Here is a 17578-nt window from a genome sequence, read left to right on the forward strand (position 1 = left end):
GGCTCGCCCTTGTCATCGCCTTGGATTTGCCGTCACCCCTTGCATGGCAATGAAACGCATTCAGTGCATATAAGCAACGCAGGCTGGAAAAACAGGCTTACCAGAGATTGGAGTCGCGTCCTGAGTCCAGTTACATTGTTACATTAAGTATCTTATGGGAATGCGCTTCAATTTCGCCCCCGAAAGACCCACACAAACGTCGACCCAAAGCGTATCGAAACCTACATATCATGCCCGTTGCGTACCATCTGCACCCCGCCACGCCCAACATCGGCAACCACTTGATTGTGCTTGCCACGCAGCAACTGCTGGCGAGCGTCAACGAGACACCACTGGACATCCTGCACATGCCGGCCAAGGGTGTCGATGCTGTGCTCAAGCGTGGAGGATTGAATCGTGAGACGGTCTACGACGCCAACCATCTGGCGACCGGCATTCTGGTGGGTCCCGGAAACCTGTTCGAGAACAACGGCCTCGATGTGGACCTGATGGCGTTGCGAGCGCTTCGACGCCCCTTGATGCTGTTCGGCATCTCCGCTGGCCGCATTTTCGATGCAAAAGGTCAGATGCACGGTCGCTCGGATGCCATGCCGGACTCCATGATTCAGGAGCTCGTCGGCAAGGCAAGTGCCACACTCGTGCGAGACCACGCCACACGTCGACATCTCGAATCGCTGGGCTTGCACAACATTCAAGTCGTCGGGTGCCCTGTTCTTGCGCTCAATCCTCGGACATTGAACTTGTCACCACCCGATCCACGCGCTCAAGGTGCCGCGTTGATTTCAATCCGGCATCCGGATCTGATGAATGTGCCACCGCGATTGCAAGGCCAAGTGCACCGGGATGTGCCACGCCTCATTGAAGGTCTGCGGGAACAAGGTCATCACAAGATTGCATTGCTCTGTCACGACGCACGCGATATCCGCTTTGCGGCACACCACGACGTTCCGTTCCTCTACACCGAAGACCCACTGCGCTACCTGAGCTGGTTGCGTGACTGTCGATTGAACGTGACGTTCCGCGTTCACAGCCTGCTGCCATGTGCCGTACTCGGCACGCCAGCGGTCCACTTCACCTACGACGAACGCGCCAAGGGCCTGATCGACGTGGCAGGACTGCAGAACTGCTCCATCGACTACATCACCTCGCATGATCCTGTCGCAGAGGCCCTGGCGGCCTGCGCTCGGGCAGACACGTTACGCGACCACATGGCCACGGCCCGACAGCGTTGGAATCCATTGCAGAACACGATGCGCAACGCGTTGCAAGACTGGGCACACCGGGGCATCGCAGCATGAACCCGCTGCTTCATTCCATGCTGGAGCACGGGGCATACACCGTGCTCTCCGACTTCGAGCAGCAGACAGAAATCACCGCCCTTGCACGTGAACTCATCATCGATGCCGTCTCGTCGCTGCAGGGCGAACGCGCAGCAAGTGCCGTGCGGAAGAACGGGCTTGAAACGTTGCACCTGCATCTGCCGGCCAGTCAAATTGGCGCATTGCGCGACCGTGTGATGGTGCAGTTGCGCCCACGGCTGCTGGGCTTCGCATGTGCAGTGGGGCGAGGACTTCTCGGCATCGAAGAAGAATTCTTTGTCGATGACTACACCATTCTTCGTGTCAACTATCCCTACGAAGCCGCCTTGAATGCCGATCATTCCTCAGAGAATCCAGGCATCGGTCGCGTCGACCCAAACACGCGAAATCAAAGCAGTTCAACACAGCGCCGCGACCCCGTCTACGCACCAAAGGAATATCACCGACACACGCCGCCCGCATCATGGGCGCATGGACCGCACAAGGACACCTGGACTGGCCACTCCCGCGATGGAATCAATCTGTGGTGGGCCATCAGCCGCGTGAGCAAAGAGAACTCGATGATCTTCTATCCCGGCACGTTCAAAAAGTCGTACGAGGTCGATCCACGTTCGCTGTATCTGGCTCAAGGATTTCCATTGCCTGCACCCCGAAAAATGGCGCTGCACGAAGGGGAAATGCTGATCTTCAATCCTGAGTTATTGCATGCCACGCACCTGAACACCACACCACATACGCGCATTGCGTTGTCAGCACGCATCAACCCGCGCCAACCTCGCTTCAATCCGAACTGTTTCTATGCCCGAGAATTCTGGCACTCCAGCACTGACCTGGAGGCTGGACGGACTGATGCGATTCGGCAGTTTGCGCGGGCTGAGCACTTTGAAGCCAGCGAAAAAGTCCCTGCCGAGCAACCCGCAGAACGCCGCAACCTGTTGACGCTCAAAGCCGAACTGACGAGGAATGGACAAGACTGCCGACTGGACTTGTCCCACATCCCAGAGAGCGCTGAGAGGATTCTTGTGCTGACACCCCAGGGACAACGTGTTCTCTTGCTGCGATCCGATCCACACTGGCAAGCCGTTCAGGAAGTCTGTCCGCATCTGGACATCAGCTTGGCCGACGGCCACTTCGACGGTAAAAACATCCACTGCCCTGCCCATGGCGTTTCGTTTCGTACAAACGATGGGAAAAGTGCCTGCAAATTGCTGAAGTTGCAGACTTGGAAAACGACAGAGGAAGATGGATGGCTGCATCTCATTGCATGAACATCGAAGATGGTCACCCTCGTTTGACCGTCAGCATCGTCACGCGAAACTCCCAACGGCATCTGGCGCAGGTCATTGCACACGCCAGAACCTATGCACACGAAATAGTCGTCGGTGTCGATGCAAGTTCGGTCGACAATACTTGGGAAGTTGCAAGTGCCCTCGCAGATCGGGCCTACCGATTCACCCATCCCAACCAATTGGCGGCAGCACACAACTTTGCCCTGCGCCACTGCACCGGCGACTGGATACTGCGTCTGGACGATGACGAGTTCATGGAGCACGGATTCAAGGACATTCTTCCGAACCTGATGCGCAACCCGTCCCTGACGCACTACTGGTTCCCACGCAAATGGGTTGTCAGCGAAAATCCACCACAGTATTTGCATGCCTCGCCTTGGTTTCCAAACCATGCACTGCGGATGTTCCGCAATGACCGTTCCCTCATCTGGAAACCGCCTCGCTATCACACAGGTTACTGGGTTGCTGGACCTGGCGCGACAGAGAGCCGCGTGGCGATTCTTCATTACGAACCCCTGTGGTGCGATCCGGCAGATCGGGCACGCAAAGTAGCCATCTACCGAGAGGGTGGCGGCAATGGCGCTGCGGAAGAATTCTATGGAAATCCGGTTGGCGAATTGCGTTCATTCACTCCAGTCGACGCGCCTCCCCCGCCCACACCCTTGAATCCATGGATTGATCCACAAGTGCATCCACTGCAAGTAGCGCAATGGCCAGAATGGGGTTGCCGATTTGACGCGCTGGATGTACCCGAGCGGGCCCGCCCCGGTCAGTATCTGCCCGTCGCCATCCACTTGAGCAACACAGGTGCCATGACGTGGTGGAGATCAGCAACATCCTGGCCCTCGCTCTCTGTCGCCTATCGTCTTGTGACGGATGGACCGCCCTTGCCCGAAGGGCATCGAACACCCATCACCGGCACTATTCGGCCCGGTGAAACGACCAGCCTCACCGGCACAATACAGGCACCCAACGCCCCGGGAAACTACACCCTCGAATGGGATGTAGTGAGTGAATGGGAATGCTGGTTTGTGCAATGCGGCAGCACGCCAATGCGGACCTATCTCTCCGTTCAACCCTATGGCCTGTTCACCTAAATAGTTGAGTGCATGTCAGAGCAGCGAGAATCGCTCGCCTGCATGCACATCACCCGCTCTCAGTTCAAACGTATCCGTCACCTGCTGCCCAAGCCTCGCGGCAGCAAGTTGATCAGCCACTACAGGTTCCTTAATGCTTTGGCCTACATGGCCAGCAACGGGTGCAAATGGCGAGCCTTGCCACGCAGATTCGGGCCCTGGCACACCGTGTACATGCGGCTGTATCGCTGGGCCCATAGCGGCGTACTTGCCGAAGTTCTTAACCATCTGCAGCAACAGGCACTTAGCCAGTGGGCTGTTCAAGCGTTGAGCCTGGACTCCACCATCGTCAAAGTTCACCCTGATGGCTGCGGGGCTCAGAAAAAAACGGACCACAAGCCATAGGCAAGAGTCGAGGTGGATGGAGCTGCAAGATTCACATGGTCGCAGCCAGTTGCAAGGATGCATTGATCTGGAGTTTGACGCCCGGACAAGCCGGGGACAGCCCGGAAGGCCGCAAACTCGTCGAGGCGATTGACGCGCAAGATTCAGCTGTGTATTTGCTCATGGATAGCGCCTATGACAGCGATGACTTGCGTGCAGCAGCTGAGGATCGAAACCTTATCCCGGTTGTCCCTGCGCATCCACGACGCAAGAATCCCTCGCCACTAGATAAGCAAAAATATCGCCAACGCAATGAAGTTGAACGGTTATTTCGGCGGATCAAGGCCTATCGGCGAGTTTTTACCCGCTACGACAAGTTGGATGCAATGTATGCCGCGTTTGTCTCGCTGGCTTTGATCTTTGAGTTGCTTCGGTAACGTGAACAGGCCCTAGAACGCGATCACACTCCACGAGCGTAATGCAACGACTTCTGCAGATACTTTCACTGTAGCGCTTTGCATTCCGTCGTCAGTTGAAGTCTGAGCGGATGTTCATGTGCCACCAATCCGCGCTCAGCGTATATCGATGCGCGAAATTCTTTGTTGTTGGCAGCAACGCTCACTTCTACGATTTGCTGATTCATCCATCCAACAGCATCGCAACCGAGGAGAGAGAACCATGAACGCAGTCGTCACCCCCACCCCGCAACTTTCGCAAGCCGTCGCAGCCAGCAAGGAGTCATCGCAGCTTTCGATCCAACCGCTGTCCGGGCGCATTGGAGCCGTCGTGCATGGCGTCAAGCTCTCGGGCGATCTGCCTGCTGCGCTGTTCGATCAGATTCAGGCGGCGCTGCTCAAGCATCGCGTGTTGTTCTTTCGCGGCCAGACGCATCTGGATGATCAGTCACATCAGGCTTTCGGCAAGCTGTTTGGCGCGCTGGAGCCCCATCCCACGGTGCCTGCGCCCGATGGCACGGCGTTTCTCGAACTCAATTCGCAGCATGGCGGCCGTGCCGATTCGTGGCACACCGACGTGACCTTCAAGGCCGCCTTTCCCAAGGTCTGTGTGCTGCGCGCCGTCACACTGCCAAGCCATGGCGGCGACACCGTCTGGGCCAGCACCGTGGCGGCCTATGACAGCCTGCCCGAGCCGCTCAAGCAACTGGCAGAACAGCTCTGGGCCGTGCACGGCAACGACTACGACTACGCCGAGAATTTCCGCAACAACGCGGCCAGCAACGCAGAAACAGAAAGCCGTGCGAGCTACAAGAAAGTGTTCACCAGCCGCACCATCGAATCCGAACAACCGCTGGTGCATGTGCATCCAGAAACCGGTGAGAAGGCCTTGCTGCTGGGCCACTTCGCCAAACGCATCAAGGGCCTGCGTGCCAACGAATCCGCTGCGCTGCTGCAGCTCTTCAACGAGCGCATCACGCGCCTTGAAAACACCGTGCGCTGGCAATGGTCCGAAGGCGATGTAGCCGTGTGGGACAACCGCGCGACGCAGCACTACGCGATCAACGACTACGGCGACGCCCACCGCGTCGTGCGCCGCGTGACCGTCACTGGCGATGTAGCCACCGCAGTCGATGGTCGCCAGAGTGTCGATCTGAGCGAAACCGTTCACTGATCGCTACTCAGCAGCACCAATCAGCCCAACTTGCCACTCCAGCGCGTGTCTTATGACACGTGCACGGCCCCTCTTTTGCCTTTTGAAGCCATGACCCGAACCACATACCAATTTGAAAATGGCGTACTCGTACCACGCCGCAAACTGCTGACATCGGCTCTGGCCGCTGGTGCTGGAGCCCTGCTCGGCTTTCCGGCGATTGCCGTAGGCAAGAATTCACTCAAGGGCGTGACGCTCAACACCTCGCTCTACAGCTCACCTTATTCCAAGCTGATTCGCCCGTGGATCGCCGATTTTGAAGACGCGACCGGCGCGAAGGTCAACTTCGACACACCGGGCTTTCCCGTCTACAACCAGCGCGCGGATCTGGAACTGTCCACCAAAGGTTCGGCGTTCGATGCGGTCAACGTCACCTTCATCTACTCCAGCCGTTGGATCAACTCGGGCTGGCTCACACCGCTTGACGAATACATCGCGGACCCGAACAAGACACCTGCGAATTACGACGCCAAGGACTTTCTGGAAGGCACGCTCGCACCCGAACGCGGCACAGACGGCAAGCTCTACGGCATTCCATGGCAGGCCGAGGTGACGATTGCCGCCGCCTCGCGCTTTGATGCGCTCAAGCAGGCCGGTTTTGCTTTCCCGCAGACCACGCAGGAACTGGAACAGGTTTCGAAGGCGCTCAATCGCAAGGAAGGCGCTGCGGGTTTCGTCACCGACAACCACTACGGCTGGACCTTTGTGCCGTTTCTACAGGCCTTTGGCGGCGACGTGTTCCGCAAGGCTCCGGACGATCTGTTCCCCACGCTGGACACTCCACAGGCGATTGCCGCCGCTGAATATTTCGCACGCCTGCTGCGCGAATCCGGCCCGGACGGCGTCGTGTCGTACAACCCCGATCAAGCGCTGCAATCCATCAAATCGGGCAAGAGCCACCTGAGCGTGCAAGGCCAGATCAACCTGTCTCAACTGGCCGACAAGAGCAGCAGCAAGGTCGCCAGCACAGCCGCATGGGGATTGGTCCCCAAGGGCCCTGCAGGTCGCTTCCCCGGCGCTGCAGTCCACGGCTGGGGCATCCCGGTGGGCAGCAAGAACAAGGATGCGGCCTGGCAATTCATCCGCTGGGCCACGTCCAAGGAAATCCTGCAACGCGCCGTCGCCGCGGGTTACGGCTCACCGACACGCCGCTCCGACATCGACTCCACTGTCTACCGCGAACGCCAACGCGCCAATGGCTACGACATCGCATCACTCACCACCGAATCGATTGCGCTGTCGGCCAAGCAAGGCCACATGAAGTACCGCACCGTGGCCGTCTATCCGCAGGTCGATCAGCAACTGAACAAGGCCATCGAGCTGATCGTCACCAACCAGAAGACGCCCGAGCAAGCCATGAAGCAGGCGCAGGCCGCATCGATTGCCGAGTTGCGCCGCGCTGGCGTGAGCATCTGAGCGAGGGCAAGACGACATGCCGCCCGCCGCCACTGCTGCCCTTCCGTCCATCCAGGCATTGCCAACGTCGGGCGGTATGGTGCCGTCCCGAACAACGCCCGCACCAAAGCTCACAAAACAATGGCAGCGCGAAAGCGCACGCAGCTACGGACTGGGCCTCGCGCCCGCGCTCGTGGTGCTGGGCGGCATCACGCTGCTGCCGCTGCTTACGCTGATAACAGTGAGTCTCACACCGCTGAGCCTGACCAATCCCGAAGGCACATTCCACTTCAACCAACCGCTGGGCAACTACGCCCAGCTTCTGGAAGACGAGCGCTTTGTGCATTCGCTGTGGGTGCAGTTCAAGCTCTCGACGGTGGGCGTGGTGCTGCAGTTGCTGATCGGCCTTAGCCTCGCCTTGCTGCTCAACACCGGCAGCCGCGTGGCGTCGGGCGTGCGCACGCTGTTTCTCATTCCCATGGTGCTGCCGCCCATCGTAGTCGCGCTGATCTGGAAGATTCTCTACACCCCCGAAATCAGCCCCATGCATGCGCTGCTGGAGCATTGGGGTCTGCCCGTGCGCTCGCTGATCGCCAATCCTGACACTGCGCTCTGGGCCATCGTCGCGGCCGATGTGTGGCAGTGGTTTCCGTTCACCATGCTGATGGTACTGGCCAACCTGCAGATGGTGCCGCGCGACCCGCTGGACGCCGCGCGCATCGATGGTGCCAACCGCTGGCAGGTGTTTCGCTACATCGTTTTTCCGTTTCTCCAACGCACGCTGGTGGTCTGCGCGCTGTTCCGTCTGATCGACAGCTTCAAGGCATTTCCGCTGCTCTATGTGCTGACCAACGGCGGCCCCGGCACCGTGACCGAAGTGACCAATTTCTACGGCTTCATCCAGGCGTTCAATTTCTCGTACTGGGGTTACGGCAGCGCGATTGCCGTCGTGATGCTGGTGATCATTTTTGCGCTCTGCGCGCTGGTCAGTTATCTGGGCCGCAATGCAGGAGAACGCCATGCACGCTGAAGCCTCTCTGCCCATCTCCGCGCCCCAAAAAGCATCGTGGAACGCCCTCACTGGAATCCCCGCATTCGCCGCTCGCCATGCGCGTGATGTGATTTCGGTACTGCTGCTGTTGGTGCTGCTCGCGCCCGTCGCCTGGCTGATCCAGATGGCGTTTCGCCCTGCCGCCGACGCGCTGGAACTGAACTTTCAATTCACGCCCACGCTCGACGCATTCAAGGCCCTGTGGCAAGACGCGTTCGCTCGCTCATTCGGCAACAGCCTGCTGGTCAGTTCGCTCTCCACGGGCCTTTCCATGCTGATCGGCGTGCCTGCGGCCTATGCGCTCTCGCGTTGGAAATTCCGCCAGCGCAGCCATGTCGCACTGTGGATTCTGTGCACGCGCATGGCGCCACCAATTGCCTTCACCATTCCGTTCTTTCTCGCATTCCGCTGGCTCGGCATGCTGGACACCGTGTGGGCACTGGTCATCGTCTATCTCACCTTCAATCTGGCCATCGTCACCTGGATGATGCAGGGCTTCTTCGACGCCATTCCCACAGCGCTCGAAGAAGCCGCATGGCTCGATGGCTGCGGCATCTGGTCGGCCTTCTGGCACGTCACGCTGCCACTCACGCGCCCCGGGTTGGTGGCCACCGCCGTGCTGTGCTTCATCTTCTCGTGGAGCGACTTTTTCTTCGCCCTCATCCTCACCCGCACACAGGCCGTGACCGCGCCCGTCGCCATCGTCAATTTCCTGCAATACGACGGTTGGGAGTGGACCAAGATAGCAGCCGCAGGCACGCTGGTGATGCTGCCGGTGCTGATCTTCACCGCGCTCGTGCGCAAGTATCTGGTGCACGGACTCACGGCAGGCGGCGTCAAGGATTGAGTGCACCACTTCTCCACAGAATCATCAAGAAAGACATAAGAACATGGCCTCGATCTCCATTCGCCAGGTGCACAAGCAATTTCAAGGGCAAGACGTCCTCAAGGGCATCTCGCTCGACATTCGCGATGGCGAGTTCGTCGCGCTGGTTGGCCCATCGGGCTGCGGCAAATCCACACTGCTGCGCATCCTCGCGGGCCTGGAGTCGGTGACCGACGGCGACATCACGCTCGGCGGCAAGCTCATCAACGACGTGCCGCCGCGCGACCGCAACATCGCCATGGTGTTCCAGAACTATGCGCTCTATCCGCACCTGAGCGTAGCCGACAACCTGGGTTTTGCACTCAAACTGAAACGCCAGAGCGCAGCCCATATCCGCGAGCGCGTGAATCACGTGGCCGAGATTCTGGGCCTCACGCCACTGCTCGATCGCCTGCCCGGCCAACTCTCCGGCGGCCAGCGCCAACGCGTCGCCATGGGCCGCGCCATCATTCGCGAGCCACAGGCCTTTCTGTTCGACGAGCCGCTGTCCAACCTCGACGCCAAACTGCGCGTGCAGATGCGCACCGAAATCAAATCACTGCACCAGCGCCTGCGCACCACCACGGTCTACGTCACCCATGACCAGATCGAAGCGATGACCATGGCCGACCGCATCGTCGTCATGCGCGACGGCGTGATCGAACAGGTCGGCACGCCGCTCGATCTGTACGACCGCCCACGCAACGCCTTCGTCGCCCAGTTCATCGGCTCGCCGTCGATGAACCTGATCGCTGCACGCACGCAGACCACCGACGCCGGTCTGCGACTCGTGACCGACGACGGCCTGCAACTACCCGTTCCCGCGCAATGGTCGCTGCCGCAGGGCAACGACATCTGGCTCGGCATTCGCCCCGAACATCTGCGCATCGCCAACGGTCACACATCGGAAATCACCTGGCCCGCCACCACCGAAGTGGTCGAACCCACAGGCGCCGAGACCCAGGTCGTCTCGCGCCTCGGCAAGCATCAGGTGATCTCCGTCGCCAACGAACGCATCGCATTGCAACCCGGCCAGCCCTTGCAACTCGCGGCGCAGGCATCGGCATTGCACATCTTTGATCGGGCGAGTGGAGAACGACTGAACTGAGCCAGACACGGGCCGGAGCGCAGGGGGATTCATCCGGGCGATACAATTTTTGATCGATTGTCCGGACTCTCAGGTTCCCGCCCTCATGCCCCAAGCCTCTTCCGTTGCCTACCCCGAACCCGCCCCTCGCCTGACGCGCACGCGCAAGGCCATCATCGATGCGGGCAAGCGCTTGCTGAGTGCGGGGCGCGAGGGGGCGACGATTGACGAGATCGTGGCCGAGGCCGATGTGGCCAAGGGCAGCTTCTACAACCACTTCGCGGATCGCGACAGCTTCTTCGCGTTCGTGCGCACCACAACGCGCGCCGAACTGCTGGCCGAGATTGCCGAGGTGAATGCCCATGTGACCGACGCGCCCACGCAGTTCGCGCGCGGCATGTTGACCTCGTTTCGCTTCGGGCTCAAGAACAGTCTGGGCGCGCGCATCCTTATTCATCTGACCAACGGCGTCACCGATCCCGAGTTCCCCACCAACGACGACATCGTTCACTGGCTCAAGCGCGGCGCCAAAGATGGCAGTTTGAATCCGCCAGGGCTGGACTCGTCCATCGCGCTGATTCTGGGCCTGTCCTACCTCGGCATGTCGCGCCTGCTGGAACTGCAGTTCGACCGCCCACGTGCGCGCGAGACCATGCGCGGCATCTGCATTGCGCTGCTGCGCGGGCTCGGCACGGAAAGCACACGCATCGATGGCATCGTCGATCAGGCGCTGGCCGACATCATCGACCAGACGCTGCAGACCAAGCCTGCGCGCGCCGCATCGCGGACCACATCACGTACCCGCAAAGTCTGAGCGCGTCGCGCGGCGGCTAGTACATCAAACACCCGAAAGCGCAAGTACGCAGTGATGCGGACTAGGGAAATCTCTCGTCTTGGAATTGACTAAAAAGTACAAAAATAACCAAATTAGTTCATTTCATACCAAAAGAGAATCCTCCTTGAAAACCATCCAAACCGATGTCTTTGTCGTGGGCGCTGGCCCCACGGGTCTGTCCTGCGCGGCGCTGCTGGCGCGTCAGGGCGTGAAGGTGCTGGCCATCACCCGCTACTCGGGCCTTGCCAATTCGCCGCGCGCGCACATCACCAACCAGCGGACCATGGAAGTGCTGCGCGATCTGGGCATCGAAGAGCGCGTGCTGGCAGCCGCCATGCCCGGCAAGATGATGGGTCAGGTGGTGTGGGCGACCAGCTTTGCAGGCACGGAACTGGCGCGTCGCAAGTCCTGGGGCGCGTCGGCAGCGCGCCTGTCGGACTACGCGCTCGCCAGTCCCAGCGATCTGTGCAACGTCCACCAGCATGTGCTCGAACCGATCCTGTGCGATGCCGCGCGCGAGTTCGGTGCCGATGTGCGGTTCAGCCTCGAACTGATGTCGATGGAGCAGAACGAGCGCGGCGTTCGCTCGCTCTGCCGTGATCGCGTGACGGGTGAAGAGGTCGAGGTGCTATCGCAATACGCGATTGGCGCAGACGGTGACAACAGCGTGGTCTGCCGCGAGATCGGCTTCGAGGTCGAAGGCCAGATGGCGCTGGGCCATATGCTCAATTACTGGATCAAGGCCGACCTCGCGCCCTGGACCGCGCATCGCCCCGGCGCGCTCTACCAGATCATTCAGCCCGGCGCGGGCATCGCCGTGTTCGTCAACGTCGCGCCGTGGGATGAGTGGGTCATGTCCATGCCCTACAACCCAGCCGATGGCGAGCCCGACACCAGCGACGCCGCTGCCACCCAACTCGCGCGCCAGTTCGTCGGCGATGACAGCTTGCAGGTGGAGGTGGAGTTGGTGTCGACGTCGAAATGGACTATCAATCAGGTCTTCGCCACCCAGATGCACAAGGGCCGCGTGATGATCGCAGGCAACGCTGCGCACCGCCATCCACCGGCGGGCGGCTTGGGTGCCAACACCTGCATTCAGGATGCGTACAACCTGTGCTGGAAGCTGGCACTGGTGCTGCGCGGGCAAGCTGGAAGCGCCCTGCTCCACAGCTACAACGACGAACGCCAACCGGTCGCCAAGCAGATCGTGCTGCGCGCCAACCAATCGATGAAAAGCCTGTTCGCCCTGCCTCAGGCGTTCGGCCTGCATCCGGGCCAGCCCGAGGCCGATGCATGGAATGCCATCCACGGCATGTTCAGCGCGGAAGGCAACGGAACCGAGCGCCGCGAGCAACTGCACAAGGCGCTGGCCATGCAGGACTTCAACTTCAACGCCATCGGCGTGGAACTGGGTCAGCGCTACGCCTCATCTGCGATTGCGGGCGATGGCAGCCACGTGGAGCCCACGCGCGACCCAGAGCTTTACTACGAACCATCGAGCAGCCCCGGAAGCCCACTTCCGCATGCATGGCTTGCGCGCGGCACGCAGAACATCTCCACGCTCGATCTGGCAGGCCAAGATGGCTTCACGGTGATCACCGGAATCGGCGGCGAACGTTGGATTGAAGCCGCGCGCAACGCAGCCGACAAGCTCGGCATTGCGATCAACGGCGTGCGCATTGGCCTCGGCCCGAAGGTGGATGCGCAGGATGTCTACGGCGACTGGGCCGCTCTGCGCGAGATCGGCGAATCGGGCTGTCTGCTGGTGCGGCCGGACCGCCATATCGCCTTTCGCGCAATGTGCGCGGTGGATGATCCGGAAGCCGTGTTGACGGCTGCGCTTGTGCAGATTCTGGCGCGCTGATTCAGCCAAAAATGCCCGCCGGAAACGGAGGGCATCCCACAACGCTGATCAGGAACCCACCCGCCCTGCTTCGGACCACCATCCCTTGAACAGATAGAACAAGGGGATCAGCATGAGCGCGGCGCAGGTCCACCCGTGCCATGCACCTTCGGGCAGCACAGGTGCGAGTGCCTGGCCAAACGCCGGATCGATGCTGGGCACATGCAAGATTTCCTGAACCGAGCCCAGAATCATCTGAATCGCGAGCAGCGACAGCAACAAGGCCGATGCGCGGAACACCGCCAATGCACCAACGCGCACGCCCAACTTGCGCGAAGCCAGCGTCAACAAGGCTGCGCACACCACACCCATCAACCCGCCGATGACGGCATCCGACAGGTCGCCGCGCAGGGCCATGCCGCGCAGGAACAGAATGGCTTCCATGCCTTCGCGCAGCGCCGCAATCAGCGCAAACGCAAAAACGACCACGCTCGCGGTGGGCTTGGCGGCGTAATCTTCGACTAAGTTCTGCACCCGCAATTGGATGGAGCGCGCCGTGGCAAGCAACGAGCAGACCATCACGATCACACCGATCGCAAGCACCAGCGTGAGGCCCGCAGCCCAGCGTGGATCGACCGCATCGGACAGCAGCCAACCGCTGACCACGGCCGAGAGAACCAGCCCCAACGCGGTGCCTGAGCACACCCACCCAATGAGGTGCCCGCCATTGCCCGCACGCAGCGCCGCCACCAGCGCATAGATGATCAGAATGAGCTCGGCGAGCTCACGCAAAACGACGACAAACGAATCAAACACGAGCCCCTCGGTACACAACAATTACAATAATGGTTCTCATTATCATGAGAGCTTCCTGCCACCGACCCTGTGCGGCACCTGAAAGCACCCTCTTTACACAATGGAATCACAACCGTGGTTCCAGCACTACTCCCGTCCGCGTGTCATGAACGAAAAAGATCTGTTGGCCATCATTGACCGTGCTGTGGATGAGTTCAACGGCGATCTGGACGAGCTGGAAAGTGCCATCGGAATGCTGATGCTGGGCCGCCACTACGGCTGGCGCGTGATGCTGCTGATCCACAGCCCCAACACCATCCGCAAGTATCTCAAGATACTCGGCCTCAAAAGCCTGCGCGACGTGCTGCCTGAAGTCGGCGTGCTCGCGCATCGCTCCAACGCATGGCGGCTGGTGGACGGCACGCAGAATTTCTGGAAAGTCGTGCGCGGCCAGATCAGCGGCGTGCGCAGCGCCCGCGTGAACAAGAAAGCGCCTTGAAGGCGGCAGCTCGACGGCCATTCCCAAGCCCGAAGTAGCACGTCGGAGTGCTACCTGACGAATGCACGCCGTGTGCAGCTTTGTACGAGAGGCCGTACTCCTGCTGCGCCCTTTCTGCACTACCATAGCGACCATTGCCACCTCTGTTTCGATGCCGAGGACTTCGCTCGCCGTTCATCCGTAGCACTTGACAGTACTACTGGATTCTTCATAATTGCAATTGCGAATTGTTTTTATTTGAAAGCCCTCTGCGTTTCAAGCGACTCACCCGCATCCAACCGACCCATTGCACATGAAAAGCATCGAGACTTCCAGCGCCAAGCAGCCACTCAACCTACGCTCCAAACAGTTCGTCATGGTCAGGCGCGTGAGTTCTGTCAGCGAGCAAAAGTGATGAAGATGCAACGCAGATTCCAGCCGATGCCCTATCGCAAGGGCATTCCGTTTCCTCGCGCTCCAGTGGTCGCGCCGGTGGAGATTTCTCCAGCCGCACAGACGACAACGAATGCGTCGGACAACATGGATATGAGCTCGGCCGCAACGACCGTGGTGATCGAGAGTCTGCGCAACGCAGGCGTGCGCCCGACGATTCCGCGCATCGCCGTCTATCAGATCGTGGCATCCATGGAGCCCGCAGGAATCAGCGCCGAGCAATTGCTCGACGAACTGCCCGCGCGCGGCTTTCCCGCGGCCATCAGCACGGTCTACCGCACGATCACCGAGCTGGAAACGCTGGGCCTGCTGATCCGCTCGCAGGATGCGTCGGGCCGCCGGGTGTACCTGACCAACACCAGCCCGCATCTGGGCAAAATCTATTTCAGGCATGGCCCCCGAGGAAAACTGCGCCCCGTGGTCGATCAAAGCCTGTACGAACACATCAGCCGCCTGGCCCAGCAACAAGGGCTTGACTGGCGCGGCAAGACCATCGTGATCCAGCCGACCGAGTGAGCTTTCCCGGCCCATCCGTGCGCGCCTTTTTTCTGACTGCCTGATTCCCCGCCCGAAGCATTCTCACCAGAGCGCCGCGACCTGAATCGCAGCGTTCCAGCACAGCCACGCGCCTCGGTCTGGCACGGGCTGCGCAGCCGCATTCCCCCTGTTCGGCACGTCAAAGCAACAGTCAATGAACTTTACATAGCGTTCACGGTTTACTTTACGTTACCGACATAAACGACAATCATTTTCATTAACAATTACGGAGTTAGTTCAACGGAAAGTGAAATGAAGAAAGTCCAACAAACACGTCCGCCCGTCAGTCTCACGCAATTGTCATGGGCCGTCGGCCTGTGCCTGACAGGTGCCGCCGTCCACGCACAGGAAGCTCCCCGAGCGCTGGACACCGTCACGGTGAAGTCCTCCACCGAGGCCACGGTCAAGACCGACAGCGCCTCGTCGGCCAAGTTCACCGCGCCGCTGGTCGATACGCCCAAGACGGTTCAGATCATCAACGAAGAGATCATCAAGCAGACCGGCGCAACCAGCCTGCAGGAAGCGCTGCGCTCCTCCCCCGGCATCACCTTCGGCAATGGCGAAGGCGGCAGCCCCTCGGGTGATCAGCCCTTCATTCGCGGCATGGATGCGCAGTCGAGCACCTTCGTCGATGGCGTGCGCGACATCGCCGCCGGCACGCGCGAAGTGTTCAATCTCGAATCGGTGGAAGTCATCAAGGGTGCAGACTCGGCCTACGCAGGCCGTGGCGGCGCAGGTGGCTCGATCAATCTGGTGACCAAGAAAGCCCAGGCCAACAACTTCATCTCCGGTGATGTGGGCCTTGGCACCGACAACTACAAGCGCGCCACGGTCGATGTGAACCGCGTGGTGAGCGAAGGCGTTGCCGTGCGCCTGAACGCCATGGCGCACGACGCCGATGTACCCGGCCGCAACGGCCCCGAAAACCAGCGCTGGGGCATTGCACCTACCGTGACCTTCGGTCTCGGCACGCCCACCGAAGTGTCGCTGGGCTGGCAACACCTGCAGACCGACAACGTGCCCGATGGCGGCGTGCCTTATCTTTACTCCAGCAGCGCCATGGCCAAGTTGCCCGGCGGCAGCGTGGTGCGCCCGACCTACGGCGGCGACCGCGAGAACTGGTACGGCCTGACCGGCCGTGACTATGAGAAGGAAAAGAGCGACCTGTTCACCGCTTCCGTCGAGCACAAGTTCAGCGACACCAACAAGTTCCGCAACATCCTGCGCTACAGCAAGTCCAAGCAGGACTATGTCTGGACCCAGCCCGACGACAGCAAGGGCAACGCTCTCAACGGCTATGTCTGGCGTCGCGGCAATGCGCGCTTGAACGAAGTGACCACGCTGCAGAACGTCTCCGAATTCAGCGGCAAGGCGCAAGCTGGTGGCATCGACCACAGCTTCTCGTTTGGCCTGGAACTGTCCAAGGAAAAGTCCGACGTGCGCTCGACGGCCATCCAGGACTCGACCACGACCAGCTGCAAGACCGCCAGCATGTGGTGCGCATCGCTCACCGACCCCGACAGCTCCGCCGCCTGGAACTACGCATGGTCGCTGCCGACCACTCCAACCAAGAGCAAGATCGACACCGTTGCGCTCTATGGCTTCGACACCTTGAAGTTCAACGACCAATGGTCGCTGAATGCCGGTCTGCGCGTGGACCACTACAAGGTCGGGGCCACCTCGTCGACCTACAACATCAGCCGCAGCGACACGCTCTACAACTACCAACTGGGTCTGGTCTACAAGCCCGCGACCAACGGCAGCATCTACGCCAGCATCGGCACCTCGTCGCGCCCTGGCGGCTCATCGCTGGGCAACGGCACCGAAGACCTGACCATCACCACCGACGCACTCGCCGACCTGAAGCCGGAGAAGACCCGCTCCATCGAAATCGGCACCAAGTGGGACGTGCTGGACAAGCGACTGGCCCTGACTGCAGCGCTGTTCCGCAACGATGTCACCAACGTCCGCATCACCGAAAACGGCGTCACCTACATGGGCGGCAACAAGGTGGTCAATGGGCTTGAACTCGGCTTCTCCGGCAACGTGATGCCAGGCCTCAGTGTGTTCGGCGGCTATACCTTCATGGACAGCGAACAGAAAGACATGGGCGCAGGCAACGTCGCCAACGGCCTGCCGTTCATCAACACGCCCAAGCACAGCGCCAGCATCTGGACCACCTACAAGCCCATGCAAAAGCTGACCCTCGGCCTCGGCATCTACGCGCAAAGCAGCGTGAACCAAGGCTACGCACTGTCCACCGTGGATGGCGGCATCGTCACCAAGGGAGCAAACGGCTATGCGCGCTTCGACGCCATGGTGTCCTACCAGTTCGATCGCAACCTGACCCTCCAACTGAACGCCTACAACCTCGGCGACAAGGTCTACTACAGCGGCGTTCGCTCGCCACACTACGCCACCATCGCAGCCGGTCGCTCGGCCGTGGCTTCTTTGAAGTTCACTTACTGATGAGCGCGTAACGACGCACAGGCGACAGCTTGAT

Annotated in this window: 16 protein-coding genes; 15 read left to right on the forward strand and 1 reads right to left on the reverse strand. The window is 60.4% G+C overall.

Going from position 1 to position 17578, the window contains the following annotated elements:
* The first annotated feature begins 230 nt into the window (after positions 1-230).
* The 12 genes from G7048_RS24455 (at position 231) to G7048_RS24505 (ending at position 12833) form a co-directional block, all read left to right on the forward strand.
* The gene (locus tag G7048_RS24455; RefSeq protein WP_166070623.1) at positions 231-1298 is read left to right on the forward strand and encodes a polysaccharide pyruvyl transferase family protein; all 1068 of its coding nucleotides are present in this window, start codon (positions 231-233) and stop codon (positions 1296-1298) included.
* Complete coding sequence (locus tag G7048_RS24460; RefSeq protein ID WP_166070624.1) at positions 1295-2587, forward strand: Rieske 2Fe-2S domain-containing protein; 1293 nt, start codon at positions 1295-1297, stop codon at positions 2585-2587. Before G7048_RS24455 ends, G7048_RS24460 begins: the two co-directional genes overlap by 4 nt.
* A complete protein-coding gene (locus G7048_RS24465) occupies positions 2584-3705 on the forward strand; it encodes a glycosyltransferase (protein WP_166070625.1) in 1122 nt (373 codons plus the stop codon). Before G7048_RS24460 ends, G7048_RS24465 begins: the two co-directional genes overlap by 4 nt.
* 12 nt (positions 3706-3717) lie before the next feature.
* Positions 3718-4089, forward strand: a complete 372-nt coding sequence (locus G7048_RS28605) for a transposase (protein ID WP_240933075.1) — start codon at positions 3718-3720, stop codon at positions 4087-4089.
* Positions 4090-4124: 35 nt separating this feature from the next.
* Positions 4125-4505 carry a transposase gene (locus G7048_RS28610; RefSeq protein WP_240933074.1) on the forward strand — a complete coding sequence of 127 codons (381 nt, stop codon included), beginning with the start codon at positions 4125-4127 and terminating at the stop codon, positions 4503-4505.
* Between the two features lie 241 nt (positions 4506-4746).
* Complete coding sequence (locus G7048_RS24475) at positions 4747-5697, forward strand: TauD/TfdA family dioxygenase (RefSeq protein ID WP_166070626.1); 951 nt, start codon at positions 4747-4749, stop codon at positions 5695-5697.
* A 90-nt stretch (positions 5698-5787) separates the two neighbouring features.
* Complete coding sequence (locus G7048_RS24480) at positions 5788-7152, forward strand: ABC transporter substrate-binding protein (protein WP_166070627.1); 1365 nt, start codon at positions 5788-5790, stop codon at positions 7150-7152.
* A gap of 16 nt (positions 7153-7168) precedes the next feature.
* Positions 7169-8161, forward strand: a complete 993-nt coding sequence (locus G7048_RS24485) for a carbohydrate ABC transporter permease (protein ID WP_240933101.1) — start codon at positions 7169-7171, stop codon at positions 8159-8161.
* Complete coding sequence (locus tag G7048_RS24490; RefSeq protein WP_240933102.1) at positions 8151-9029, forward strand: carbohydrate ABC transporter permease; 879 nt, start codon at positions 8151-8153, stop codon at positions 9027-9029. The genes G7048_RS24485 and G7048_RS24490 overlap by 11 nt, the downstream gene beginning before the upstream one ends.
* Positions 9030-9072: 43 nt before the next feature.
* Positions 9073-10155: an ABC transporter ATP-binding protein gene (locus G7048_RS24495; protein ID WP_166070629.1), complete on the forward strand. Its 1083-nt coding sequence runs from the start codon at positions 9073-9075 to the stop codon at positions 10153-10155.
* 85 nt (positions 10156-10240) lie between these two features.
* Complete coding sequence (locus tag G7048_RS24500; RefSeq protein WP_166070630.1) at positions 10241-10948, forward strand: TetR/AcrR family transcriptional regulator; 708 nt, start codon at positions 10241-10243, stop codon at positions 10946-10948.
* A gap of 145 nt (positions 10949-11093) precedes the next feature.
* Entirely contained in the window at positions 11094-12833 is a 1740-nt protein-coding gene (locus tag G7048_RS24505) for an FAD-dependent monooxygenase (RefSeq protein WP_240933103.1), read from the forward strand.
* Positions 12834-12881: 48 nt separating this feature from the next.
* On the opposite strand, the gene G7048_RS24510 is transcribed toward G7048_RS24505, so the two are convergent.
* Positions 12882-13628: an FTR1 family protein gene (locus G7048_RS24510; RefSeq protein WP_166070631.1), complete on the reverse strand. Its 747-nt coding sequence runs from the start codon at positions 13626-13628 to the stop codon at positions 12882-12884.
* Between the two features lie 145 nt (positions 13629-13773).
* Here G7048_RS24510 and G7048_RS24515 point away from each other — a divergent pair, with 145 nt between their 5' ends.
* From G7048_RS24515 to G7048_RS24525, 3 genes are all read left to right on the forward strand, one after another.
* Complete coding sequence (locus G7048_RS24515; RefSeq protein ID WP_166070632.1) at positions 13774-14106, forward strand: hypothetical protein; 333 nt, start codon at positions 13774-13776, stop codon at positions 14104-14106.
* A 399-nt stretch (positions 14107-14505) separates the two neighbouring features.
* A complete protein-coding gene (locus tag G7048_RS24520) occupies positions 14506-15054 on the forward strand; it encodes a Fur family transcriptional regulator (protein WP_166070633.1) in 549 nt (182 codons plus the stop codon).
* Between the two features lie 273 nt (positions 15055-15327).
* Positions 15328-17544, forward strand: coding sequence for a TonB-dependent siderophore receptor (locus G7048_RS24525; RefSeq protein WP_166070634.1), 2217 nt, complete (start codon positions 15328-15330; stop codon positions 17542-17544).
* Positions 17545-17578: the final 34 nt, after the last annotated feature.

It is taken from the genome of Diaphorobacter sp. HDW4B (assembly GCF_011305535.1).
Taxonomy (GTDB): domain Bacteria; phylum Pseudomonadota; class Gammaproteobacteria; order Burkholderiales; family Burkholderiaceae_C; genus Diaphorobacter_A.